This is a genomic window from Arthrobacter sp. CAU 1506 (assembly GCF_005047635.1).
Taxonomy (GTDB): Bacteria; Actinomycetota; Actinomycetes; order Actinomycetales; family Micrococcaceae; genus Crystallibacter.
In genome coordinates this window covers 1-11,782 of the sequence record NZ_SUKC01000029.1, presented here as the reverse complement: position 1 = coordinate 11,782, position 11,782 = coordinate 1, and the positions used below count along the sequence as shown (strand labels likewise).

General features: G+C 65.0%; 10 protein-coding genes and 1 tRNA gene. 5 read left to right on the top strand and 6 right to left on the bottom strand.

Annotation, left to right across the window (positions count from 1 at the left end):
• Positions 1–161 precede the first annotated feature (161 nt).
• The 3 genes from E4J89_RS19140 to E4J89_RS19130 all read left to right on the top strand — a co-directional run bounded on the left by E4J89_RS19140 (position 162) and on the right by E4J89_RS19130 (position 2,829).
• Positions 162–647, top strand: a complete 486-nt coding sequence (locus E4J89_RS19140) for an SRPBCC domain-containing protein (protein ID WP_136787804.1) — start codon at positions 162–164, stop codon at positions 645–647.
• A gap of 171 nt (positions 648–818) precedes the next feature.
• The gene (locus E4J89_RS19135) at positions 819–2,201 is read left to right on the top strand and encodes an FAD-binding oxidoreductase (protein ID WP_240691997.1); all 1,383 of its coding nucleotides are present in this window, start codon (positions 819–821) and stop codon (positions 2,199–2,201) included.
• Between the two features lie 4 nt (positions 2,202–2,205).
• The gene (locus E4J89_RS19130; RefSeq protein ID WP_136787802.1) at positions 2,206–2,829 is read left to right on the top strand and encodes a class I SAM-dependent methyltransferase; all 624 of its coding nucleotides are present in this window, start codon (positions 2,206–2,208) and stop codon (positions 2,827–2,829) included.
• A 6-nt stretch (positions 2,830–2,835) separates the two neighbouring features.
• On the opposite strand, the gene E4J89_RS19125 is transcribed toward E4J89_RS19130, so the two are convergent.
• The 4 genes from E4J89_RS19125 to otsA all read right to left on the bottom strand — a co-directional run bounded on the left by E4J89_RS19125 (position 2,836) and on the right by otsA (position 7,879).
• Entirely contained in the window at positions 2,836–4,170 is a 1,335-nt protein-coding gene (locus E4J89_RS19125; RefSeq protein WP_136787801.1) for a DUF4032 domain-containing protein, read from the bottom strand.
• Between the two features lie 24 nt (positions 4,171–4,194).
• Positions 4,195–5,349: a sn-glycerol-3-phosphate ABC transporter ATP-binding protein UgpC gene (ugpC, locus tag E4J89_RS19120; RefSeq protein ID WP_136787800.1), complete on the bottom strand. Its 1,155-nt coding sequence runs from the start codon at positions 5,347–5,349 to the stop codon at positions 4,195–4,197.
• Positions 5,350–5,628: 279 nt separating this feature from the next.
• A complete protein-coding gene (gene otsB / locus E4J89_RS19115) occupies positions 5,629–6,429 on the bottom strand; it encodes a trehalose-phosphatase (protein ID WP_136787799.1) in 801 nt (266 codons plus the stop codon).
• Positions 6,422–7,879: an alpha,alpha-trehalose-phosphate synthase (UDP-forming) gene (gene otsA, locus E4J89_RS19110; RefSeq protein ID WP_136787798.1), complete on the bottom strand. Its 1,458-nt coding sequence runs from the start codon at positions 7,877–7,879 to the stop codon at positions 6,422–6,424. Before otsA ends, otsB begins: the two co-directional genes overlap by 8 nt.
• Before the next feature lie 192 nt (positions 7,880–8,071).
• On the opposite strand from otsA, the gene E4J89_RS19105 reads away from it, so the two are divergent.
• Together E4J89_RS19105 and E4J89_RS19100 are read left to right on the top strand one after the other, a co-directional pair.
• Positions 8,072–8,950, top strand: a complete 879-nt coding sequence (locus E4J89_RS19105) for a thioredoxin domain-containing protein (RefSeq protein WP_136787797.1) — start codon at positions 8,072–8,074, stop codon at positions 8,948–8,950.
• A 126-nt stretch (positions 8,951–9,076) separates the two neighbouring features.
• Positions 9,077–9,150, top strand: a tRNA-Thr gene (locus E4J89_RS19100).
• A gap of 380 nt (positions 9,151–9,530) precedes the next feature.
• On the opposite strand, the gene E4J89_RS19095 is transcribed toward E4J89_RS19100, so the two are convergent.
• Together E4J89_RS19095 and E4J89_RS19090 are read right to left on the bottom strand one after the other, a co-directional pair.
• The gene (locus E4J89_RS19095) at positions 9,531–10,082 is read right to left on the bottom strand and encodes a hypothetical protein (protein WP_136787796.1); all 552 of its coding nucleotides are present in this window, start codon (positions 10,080–10,082) and stop codon (positions 9,531–9,533) included.
• A gap of 1,102 nt (positions 10,083–11,184) precedes the next feature.
• Positions 11,185–11,782, bottom strand: a 598-nt coding sequence (locus E4J89_RS19090) for a transposase (RefSeq protein WP_136787795.1), incomplete at its 5' end; no start/stop codon positions are given.

Sequence of the window (11,782 nt, the reverse complement as noted above, 5' to 3'; positions counted from 1 at the left end):
GGAAGCTAAGGCCCACAGCGCCGATGGTACTGCACTCGGGAGGGTGTGGGAGAGTAGGTCACCGCCGGACATTCTTTACACAGGGAAGGCCCCGCCAACGACGGCGGGGCCTTCCCCCGTTAAACGGCAGCAAATTACACGAGCCAGACTAGGCTGGGTGTATGGACACGTCTTTGTTCTCCCACGCGCCGCGGGAACCCGAACCAGCCAAGAACGCGGAACCGGTGCACTGCCGCGTCACTGTCGCGCGGGACAGCAGGGAGGCCTTTGAGGGGTTCACCGACCTCATCCACCTGTGGTGGCCCGTGGAGAGCCACAGCGTGGCCGGGGAGGGCAGCCACGTGGAGTTTGAAGACAAGGTCATCACCGAAACGAGCATTCAGGATGAAGTCCTCGTCTGGGGCGAAATCCTGGATTGGGTACCGGACAGCCACCTGCGCTTGACCTGGCACCCGGGTACGAGCCCTGCGGCATCGGGCGAACTGCGCATCGACTTTGCGGAAGCCGCGCCTGGCAGCACCGAGATACATTTGGCCCACTCTGGCTGGGAAAACATGCCCGACGGCCAACAGCAGCGGGCCGCCTATGCCGCTGGATGGCCTGAAGTGCTTGCCCGCTATGTCCGGTTCATGGGCGGCCCAGCATGATCCGGGCGCGCGGACCCGGGAAGACGGCGGGGCCGCTGAACTGACTCGGCCACAGCCTGAACGACTGCCAGGCCAGAGGCCCATAATGCCTGCCGGTTCTGACCGGCAGGAGATCATCACCGAACTACTTCTGGAGGTCTTGAGACCGTGACCGATTCCTTCCTTGCTGGGCTGGTGCGTTCGCTTCCGGCCGGCATTGTCAGCACCGACCCGACTGACCTGGCCGCCAGCGCCGTCGATCAAGGGCCGGTACTGGACCATCGGCTGCCCATCGCCGTCGTCCGAGCACAGAGCGTGGAAGACGTGCAGGCTGTGATGCGGGCAGCGCACGTTGCCGGGGTGCCGGTGGTCTGCCGCGGCGCCGGCACTGGCGTGTCCGGTGGCGCGCACGCCACGGAAGGCTGCCTGGTGCTCAACCTGCAGGGTATGGACCGGATCCTAGAGATCCATCCCGAGGACGAAATTGCCCGGGTGGAACCCGGCGTGGTCAACTCGGACCTGAACGCTGCGGTGGCTGAGTACGGACTGATGTACGCACCGGACCCGGCCAGCTACCGCCTCTCGACGATTGGCGGAAACATCGCCACGAACGCCGGTGGTCTGCGCTGCGCAAAGTACGGCGTGACCCGCGAATCCGTGCTGGCTCTCGACGTAGTGCTGGCCGATGGAACCCTGATCCATACGGGCCACCGGACCTTCAAGGGCGTCGCCGGCTATGACCTGACCGGACTGTTCGTGGGCTCTGAGGGCACGCTGGGCGTGGTGGTGGGCGCGACCGTCCGGCTGCGCTACCTGCCGGCGGCCGTGGAGACGGTGGCGGCGTTCTTCCCCGATGTAGCGGCTGCCGCTGCCGGCGTGCTGGCCGTCGGCCGCGCGCGGGTGCAGCCTGCCATCATGGAGCTGCTGGACGGAAATACTATGGCCCAGCTGGACATGGAACAGGGGTCCAACCTGCGAAGCCGAGGTGGGGCGCTGCTGCTGATCCAGACCGACGGCTATGCAGCTGGCGTGGAAGCCGGCATCATCAGCGAGGTGCTGACCGGGCTCGGCGGCGACATCAAGGCGGCCGATGCCGAGGAGGCGGTCCGTCTGGTCGATCTTCGCCGGCACAGCCGCGGGGCCGAGGTGGACGACGATTTCCGGGTGGGCGAGGACGTGGCGGTGCCTCGTTCCCAGCTGGTGCACTACATCCACCAGCTACAGGGAATTGCCGAACGGCATGGAGTCGGGCTCAAGGTGGTGGCGCACGCGGGCGACGGCAACTTACACCCGACTTTCTGGGTGGGTCCTGGGGACGTGGCGAAGGTGCCGGCACTCAACGCGGCGCTGGACGAGTCGATCGACGTAGGACTGGCACTGGACGGCACGATCACCGGCGAACATGGGGTGGGGCAGTACAAGGTGCGGTGGCTCGGACGCGAGCAGAGCGAAGAGGTGTTGGAGCTGCAGCGCCGGCTGAAGGACGTGTTTGACCCGCAACGGTTGCTCAATCCGGGCAAGGCCTTGCCCGAGGGCCGCACCCGGCAGCAAGCAGTTGCCTCGGACGTAGGCTAGTTTCATGAGGAAAGAGACGCTGTGGGAAGAAATGAAGCGCCAGAACCCGGGCCATTCGGCGTGGTACATCAAGCGCTTCGAACAGATGCGGGCCGACGGCGCCGATCTGCACGGTGAAGCCCGGCTGGTCGATGCAATGCTGCCCCGCGGCAGCCGGATCCTCGACGCCGGATGCGGCCCGGGACGGCTGGGCGGCGAACTGGCCCGCCGCGGGCACACGGTGGTGGGCGTGGACGTGGATCCCGAGCTGATCGAAGCGGCACGCAAGGACCACCCGGACTGTACCTGGCTGGTGGGCGACCTGGTTGAACTGGACCTGCCCGCCCAAGGCATCGCCGAACCGTTCGACGTGATCGTCAGCGCCGGCAACGTGCTGACCTTCCTCGCCCCAGGGACTTCGGGTGACGTGTTGCGTAACCTGGCCGCTCACCTGGCTCCCGGCGGCCGGCTCGTCACCGGCTTCGGAGCCGGCAGAGGCTACGACTTCGACGCGTTCTTCTCCGACGCATCCGCCGCCGGACTGGCAGCGGACCTGCGATTGTCCACGTGGGACCTGCGGCCCTTCACGCCGTCGTCGGACTTCCTGGTGGCGGTCTTCAGCACGACGGCGGGGCCGCAGCAGGGCTAAGCGGCGTCAGCCTTCGTCGGTCTCGGCTGCCGCAAAGGCGGCTGCGGTCTGTTCGTCCGGATTCAGCATGATGGCCGCCTCGTCCCGCCGGTGGCGCAGCACCGAATCGACATACGACTGCACAGCCTCGGCCAGCGGCACGTTCCGGTCCTGGTCTTCCGAGACATACCAACGGTGCTCGAGCACCTCATGGACCACTTCGGCCGGTTCCAGCTTTCCGGCCAGCTCGCGCGGGATGGCTTTGACGATCGGCTCGAAGACGTGGCGGACCCAGCTGTGGGCACTGACTTCCTCGCTCTGCTCGGACTGGTGGTCCGCGCGGTAGGCATCCAGGTCGTTGAGCAGCCGCCGGGCCTGGTTCTCCTGGACATCCAGGCCGGTGAGCCGGAGCAGGCGGCGCTGGTGGTGTCCGGCGTCCACCACTTTGGGCTGGAGCCGGATGCTGGTTCCGTCGGAGGTGCTCTTGATGGAGAACTCCTCGACGTCGAAGCCCAGGTCGTTCAGCCGCCGGATGCGGGCGTTGACCCGCCACCGCTCGCCGAGATCGAACGACTCCTCCTCGGTCAGCTCCGCCCAGAGCTTTCGGTAGCTGTCCATGATGCGCTCACTGGTCGCCACCGGATCCACTTTGTCTTCCAGCAGTCCGCCTTCGACCAGATCCATCATCTCGCCGGCGATATTCACCCGGGCGATCTCAAGGTCGTATTCCCGCTGGCCGTCGGAGAGCTGCGGGTGCAGTTCGCCGGTTTCGGCGTCCACCAAGTACGCCGCGAACGCGCCGGCATCGCGGCGGAAAAGCGTATTGGACAGCGAGACATCACCCCAATAGAAACCGACCAGGTGCAGGCGCACCATCAGCAGCGCCTGCGCGTCGATCAGGCGGGTCAGGGTCTCCCGGCGAAGCGTCTGGGAAAACAGGGCTCGGTAGGGCAGCGAGAAGCGAAGGTGGCGCGTGACCAGCACCGGCTTCAGGTCAGACCCATCGGTGCGCATGCGGCCGGTCATCACGGCTACTGGCTCGACACACGGAATGCCCAGCCGCTGCAGTTTGCGCAGCATTTGGTATTCGTGCCGGGCCGGCTCCTCGGCGGTTTCCTTGATGGCCACCACGCCTGCGCCCAACGGGGCAAACCGAACCACGTGCCGGGAAAGGCCTCGGGGCAGCGCGGCCAGATTTTCGGCCGGCCAGTCCTCCAAGGCCAGATGCCACGGCAGGTCAAGCAGCCGCTCGTCGGTGGTGGCCGCGGTGATGCTCAAGGAAGCGATCGCCGCGGCCCCACCGGACAAAGCCGTGGCGGCGGTGCCCTGGACAGGGCCGCCGGTGCCGGAGTGTGCAGCCATAATGACTACATCCTAGGCGTGGACCTAGTCGGCTGTCTTTCCCGCCTCGACCGGAACGTTGAGGTCAGCCACCGAGGCTTCCGGAGTGCCGGGTGCATGCTCGCCCAGACGCAGTCCGGTCTGGGTGTCGAACAGGTGCACGTGCCCCTCCTTGGGACGCACGTAGACGGTGCTGCCGGCTGCCGGCGGCGTCCGTCCGTCCACCCGGCCGGTGATCTCGTAACGCGTGCCGTCCAGCTCGGTGTGTCCGTAGACGTAGGCATCGGCGCCGAGTTCTTCGACCACGTCCACGAACACGGCCAGGCCGTGGTTGTCCTCGGCCCGCTCCAGATCCTCCGGCCGGACGCCCAGCGTCACCGTGTTGCCGTGCGCTTCGCCGAGCAGGTCCCGCGGCACCGGATAGGTCAGGCCGCCGAACTGGACACCGCCGTCGGTCACTGGCAGTTCCAGCAGGTTCATCGCGGGGGAGCCGATGAAGCCGGCCACGAACACGTTCGCCGGCCGGTCGTAAAGAGCGCGCGGGGTGTCCACCTGCTGCAGGACACCATCCTTGAGCACCGCAACACGGTCGCCCATGGTCATGGCTTCCACCTGGTCGTGCGTGACGTAGACGGTGGTGACGCCCAGCCGGCGAGTCAGCGAGGCGATCTGGGTGCGGGTCTGCACACGCAGTTTGGCGTCGAGGTTGGAGAGCGGTTCGTCCATCAGGAACACCTGCGGGTTGCGCACGATCGCCCGGCCCATGGCAACGCGCTGGCGCTGGCCGCCGGAGAGGGCCTTGGGCTTGCGGTCCAGGTACTCTTCCAGATCCAGCAGCTTGGCCGCCTCGCGGACCCGCTCGGCACGCTCTTCCTTGGACACACCGGCGATCTTCAGGGCAAAGCCCATGTTGTCGGCCACCGACATGTGCGGGTAGAGGGCGTAGTTCTGGAACACCATCGCGATGTCGCGGTCTTTGGGCGGCACGTCCGTCACGTCCCGGTCGCCGATCAGGATCCGTCCGGTATTGACGTCTTCCAAGCCGGCCAGCATCCGCAGCGAAGTGGACTTGCCGCAGCCGGATGGGCCGACTAGAACCAGGAATTCGCCGTCGGCAATCTCCAGGTTGAGGCTGTCCACCGCGGGCTTCTCGGTGCCCGGGTACAAGCGGGTGGCATGATCGAACGTTACCGTTGCCATAATGTTTTTCCCTTCACGGGCAGGTACGTGCCCGACGATCCGTAGTGATGGGTGAATATTTAGTTTCCAAGCGGCTCGCCGCACCCACACCGTGAGGCGGCTCACGCCCTCAGTATGCCACGGCTGTCAAAGCGCCCGGCGGAGCACCGGCGAAGAACCGGTGAACAGGCGGTGCCGCCGGATGCCGCCAGGCCCTGCGGATTAACTACGTTAACCCCTGTGGACCCACGAAGCCGGGGCTGGCCCCACCTGCCCCGGCCCGGCGGCACAGCACGGGGGCTACGCCTGGGCCGCAGCCCCCCGGAGCTCCGCCAGCAAAGCCAAGACCGCAGCAAACGACTGCGGAGAGTCCACCCGGTATTGCGCCGCGGTATCGCCCGGACCCACCTTGACGCCGACGTCGGCCGGCCGCAGGACGGCGAAGGCGTGCTCATCGGTGACGTCGTCGCCGGCGAAAAAGACACCGGTCGCGCCGGTGAAAGTGCGCAGCAGGCCGATGCCTTGGCCCTTGTCCGCAGTCAGCACCGAGGTCTCCAGCACGCGCTTGCCGTCGCTGAGATGCAGCCCGGGAATTTCCTGCAGCGCTGCCCGCGCCCGCTCCGTGGCAGCCGCTGCAACATCGTCCGCGGCGGTGCGGGTATGGAGTACGACGCCGGCCGGCTTGGCTTCCAGCCGCGTGCCCGGGTGGGCAGCCACGACCTTTTCGACGACGGCGGTTGCCGCCGACAACGCGTGCCGCTGCGACTCGTCCAACACCAAGGGCGGGCTGTCCGGACCGGTGAAGACTTCGCCGCCATGGGAGCCGATCAGCAGGGTCCGCTCGTCGGGCGAGGCCACGGCGCGCAGGCTGGCCAGTGCTCGGCCGGAGATGAAGGCGGTGGACGTGCGCGGCAGATCAGCCAGTGCCGCAACGGCAGCCGCCGAGGCCGGCAGCGGTCGGGCATCCTCGGCCCGCGGCACGATCGGTGCCAGCACGCCGTCGAAATCCAGCGCCACCAGCAGCGTCTCGGTTCCGGCCAGACGCTCCAGCGCCGCTTGCAGTTCTGCCGGCACGGTTCCGTCGCGGTTGGGCTCAGTCATGTGTCCCCGCATGCTCAAGGGCCCGCAGGAACGCACGCGACCAGTGCTCCACGTCGTTCTGCAGGATCTGCCGGCGCATGGCCCGCATCCGGCGATTGGCCTCGGCCCGGGGCATGTTGACGGCCCGGACAATCGCCTCCTTGAGCCCGTCGATATCGTGCGGATTGACCAGGATCGCCTGCTTGAGTTGGTCGGCGGCCCCGGCAAACTCGCTGAGCACCAGCGCCCCGTCCGCTGCCTTGCGCGAGGCAACGTATTCCTTGGCTACCAGGTTCATCCCGTCGCGCAGCGCGGTCACCAGCATCACGTCGGCTGTCAGGTAGAGCGCCACCATCTCCTCCACCGGGTAGCTATGGTGCAGGTAGCGGATGGCGGTGTTTTCCAAGGTGTCGAAGGTTCCGTTGATCCGGCCAACAGCCCCTTCGATTTCCTCCCGCAGCAGCCGGTAGGATTCCACCCGCTCGCGGCTGGGCGAAGCCACCTGGATCAGCACCGAGTTCTCAACGGCCAGCTTGCCGTCTTCAAGCAGTTCCCCGTAGGCCTTGATCCGGTGCCCGATGCCCTTGGTGTAGTCCAGCCGGTCCACGCCCAGCACCACGGTCTCCGGGTTGCCCAGCTCCTGCCGAATCTGTTCCGACCGGGCGATCACGTCGGGACGGTGGGCCAGTTCGCTGATGCGCTCCACATCGATGGAAATCGGGAAGGCGCCGGCCCTGCAGTGGCGGACACCGCCGTCGTTGGTTTCCACTTGCACCTGCTGCTGGCGCACATTGAAACCGCTGAAGCGGCGCACGCAGCGAAGGAAGTTGCTGGTGTCGCTGGGACGTTGGAAGCCCAGCAGATCGGCGCCGAGCAAGCCGTCGATCACCTGCCGACGCCACGGAAGCTGGGCGAAGATCTCCAGCGGCGGGAACGGAATATGGTTGAAGAACCCGATCCGCAGGTCCGGCCTCGCCTCGCGCAGCAGCTTGGGAACCAACTGCAACTGGTAGTCCTGCACCCAGACCGTGGCGCCTTCGGCGGCAATTTCCGCCGTGGCCTCGGCGAAGCGCCGGTTGACCGTCTTGTAGCACTCCCACCACGCGCGGTGAAACTCCGGCGACGCAATCACGTCGTGGTACAGCGGCCAGAGCGTGGCGTTGGAAAAGCCTTCGTAGTACAGCTCAACGTCGTCGGCGCTCAAAGCCACCGGCACCAGGTGCATATTGTCGTGGTCGAACGGGTCCCATTCCTCGTCCGGGACCCCGGGCCACCCCACCCAGGCACCCTCGGTTTTGGCCATCACCGGCGCCAATGCCGTGACCAGCCCGCCCGGCGACCGCCGCCACTCGCCCTGCCCGTTCTCGTCGACGGTGTGGTCCACCGGCAGCCGGTTGGAGACGACGATCAGGTCGTACTCACCGTACTGGCGTCCTTCTGCATCGCTACTGTTCTGAGCGGAATCCGCCAATTGACTCTCCTTTGTGTGAAGTCGCCCTGAATATGACCTTATAAGGAATGGAAACCTCTGGCTCCCCCCGACCGTTACCCCAGAGACAGACGTGAACGAGGCCACTGATGCCGCCTAAACGTTGAAGTTGCAACTAAACTGATGCTGATGCGCCCTGCCCGGGCGAAGCAGACCGAGAACACGCGAGGATTCATGGCTCACCAAAACAGCCCTAAGCCGACCAAGGCCGAGCGCACCGCAGCGGCCCGCGAGAAGGCCCGCCAGATGCGCGAGGCACAGCAGAAGCGGGAAAAGCGCAACTCGCTGCTGGTCAAGGGCGGGGTGGTGGTCGCCGTTCTGGTGATCATCGGTGTGATTGCCGCAGTGGTGATCACCAACCAGCGCGGCCAGATTGCCGACGCAGGGGCGGCACCGGCACATGGCAACGCCAACGGCGGCATCACCATCACGCAGAACGGGCTGGCGGACACCGACCCCGTCAACGTGGATGTGGCGAACATTCCCGCCCCTGCCTCCACCGAAGGCGACGTCATAGTGCCGGCCGGTGTGGCCGCCGCACCGAAGGGCGAGCCGGCCAACATCGTGATGTACGTGGACATGGGCTGCCCGGTGTGCAAGAGCTTTGAAGGGCAGTACGGCGAGTACCTCACCGAACTCACGTCTTCCGGTGACGCCACCGTCGAGTACCGGGTGGCTACTTTCCTGGACCGTGTGTCCACCACCAACTACTCGTCCCGCGCTGCCAACGCCGTGGCCTGTGTTGCCGACTCCAGCCCCGAGGTCTTCAACGACTACCTGACGCAGCTGTTCGCCCAGCAGCCGGCCGAAGGCGGAGCAGGCCTGGACAACGCCACCCTGACCAGCATCGCCGAAACCGCTGGCGCCACCGACGTGTCCTCCTGCATCGACGACGGCGAATTCCGTCCGTGGGCCAAGTTCGTGAACCAGACCTTCTCCGATTACCAGGTGGGCGGCACGCCTACCGTCTACGTGGATGGGCAGAAGTGGGATCCGAACACTGCCGGCGACTTCCAGCAGTTCGCCAAGGGCATCATCGACGCCCGCGCCTGATCCAACCGCCGCGCCGGGTCGCGGCGCGGCGCCCTGGCGGCGGCTTGCGAGTTTCACGCTGAGCCGCCGCCTGGGCTACCCTTATCTAGCCGGTTTTGTCCGGCACGCTGGCCCGTGGGCCAGCCCGCCTCCTTAGCTCAGTTGGCCAGAGCACCTGTCTTGTAAACAGGGGGTCGCCGGTTCGAATCCGGCAGGGGGCTCGAACGAACCCCTCTCGACTATGCAAAACGCCAGTCGAGAGGGGTTTTTCCATGCGTTGGCCGCCACAGAACACACGCTTTCCACACGCTTTGACGGAAAAGTGACGCGCGAGGCATCTTCGCTGCGCATAGCAGCAGCCATGGAACGAGACATGAACACCGAACCTGTAAAGCTGCTGACCCGGGCACAACTGGCGTCCCTCGGGGAGATTTCGCCGAAGACCTTGGCGAACTGGCAGAGTGTCGGCGTCGGACCGCCCACCATAAAACTGCGAGGAGGTATTGTCCGGTACGAGGTGCCGGCTGTTGCAGCTTGGTGCCGCGACAACCGAGGGGCGGGGTCCCCCGCCTCGGGTAAGCGCCTGTGTGTACTACTGGCCTCACAGCCCCCGGAGAAACACCGACAGTTCGGTCGCGCTGAAGTTGCTTGCGCGCCCAAGTTCCGGTGATGCGTCCGCGACAATCAACGCGGCAAGTTGGTCAGCCAACGCACCGACCGCGTTTGATGCCACCCTCGGGTTGCGTTCGAGGTTTTCGTAAGAACCCAGAAGATTCTCCCGTGCTTTATCAGAGCCACTCGGGTCTGACGCGTACAACGCCGCCGAAAGGCGGAGTTTGATGATGTAGTTGGCATTCGGGTCGTCAGTTAGGCGATCGGCCACGATCAGATTTAGGAGCCCGGAATCACCCGCCGTTGCATCGGTGAGGGCACGCGTAACCATCCGCCCGGACAGACTATGCACCATCTGGACCGCAGCGTCCGGGGCGTCCTCCAACGCCACAACGACCGAAGCAAGCAGATCCCTGCTTCCAGCATGCTGTGGGGTTTTTCCTTGCAACCGGTTGAGTCCGTCGAGAATCTCATGGGTCGACAGCTCAATGAGACGACGTTCCAAGACTTCTGGGCCAGGCCGCAATACGTCATTTTCCAAGGGTGGAGTCCTCTCGATAAGCAATCGCCGAACATCTATCCGGGGCACGGGCTGCCCCTCAGACGCTTCCATACCAATACGCAGCATCAGCAAGAGAACTTCCTTGTTGAAAGCGAGAACGCGCTTTTGGTCACACAGAAAAGGATGCCCCAATTTCCCAAATTTTCTGGCTCTGTGACGCACATTTACAGAAAGAAAAGGAGCCGAGTAACTCATAACTATGATCGGGCATCGATCTCTCCGCCTTCGGTTGGCCTACCCAGGTTTGGCACCGAACCGATGTCTCGGATTCCGCGGCGACCTGGTTACCGCGAGCTTCCACTTCGACGATCGGCGGCTCCATGTGGTCAGTCAGTAGCCAAGGCGAAGACCCCATACCCCTTCCCGGATTTTGGACGAGCATTTTGGATACAACCACATGTCCTGCGAAGGACCGCAGGAAGTGGCTCACAATGGCACAGCGCCATACTAACGTCGAGCGACTGCCAGGCCACTGGGGATGACAGCACCGTTCAGGATCTTTGGCTGCTGCAATTGGTAACCCAACTTAAGAAACAGCCTGCCAGCGATGACCGTGCCGTTCTTGGCACCCTTACGATTTAGGATGCCGTATAGAGCCCATGCATCATCTGGCTCCAGCAAGGTAGCTCCCTCAGCCTAATAACCGTTGAATGGTAGACGGTGTAGGCTGACTTTCGAAGCGGGGAATTGTGGTACAGATACGTCGAATGCCGCGGTCTAAAGTGCCGCGAACCCCGGGCATACCCCCCCCGCACACGCGTGAACTACTCTCCGGGGTCAAAACTGATTTCTCAGTCCAACTTCCGGGGATCAGATCAGACCCCCGGCGGCGCATTGCGTGCGAGAATGCCTTGAACGGACCGCTGATGCCACTTCCTGTTGGGGGAACCGTGAAGAAGCTTTCCACTGGCGTCATCCTGATCGCTCTGGCCGCCGATCCTCCGACGCCTATCGGACCCCGGTGACACCCCCTGGATCATGAACGACTGGAGGTAGAAATAATGCCGGGGCCGACAGGCCAGCAACCCTGATTCTTACCTATTCAGGGCCCACAAAGAAGACATCTGATGGGGCTAAGAGGTCAAGCAGCGGCCCTCGCAACGCTGTTGGGGAAGGCGGCTGATTCGTCGTAGCTCGAGCCGGTTTGCAGGCAGTGATAGAGGCAGCCGAGGAGTCTATTGAAGAGATTGCGCTGGGCGGCCGTGTGTCTGTCGCCGGCGGTTTTCCGCCGGTCGTAGTGAGAACGTGCACCTGCAGAGCTGGTCAGGGCGGAGAAGGCCCAGACGTAGCCGGCCGCGGCGAGCCTGTTGTTCTTCACCCGTCTGGCCAATACCGTGCGGGACTTGCCGCTGGCACGGGTCACCGGGGCCGCCCCGGCATAGGCCTTAAGCGAGCCTGCGGTCGCGAACCGGGTGCGGTCATCGCCAATTTCGGCCAGGATCCGGGCCCCGGCGATCGGTCCGAGACCTGGGAAGCTGGTGAGGATTCGGGCATCCGGGTGCGTGCCAAAAAGTTCTTCGACGGCCATGGTCAGGGCGTCCAGGCCGTCACAGGCGGCGTCGAGCTGGCCAAGCAGGGCGGTGAGCTGGGTTCCGAAGGCGGCTTCCACACCGGGCGGTTGGTGCATCGTGGCTTCGCGGAGGACCGGGAGGAGACGGGCCACGGTGGCATCGATGTTC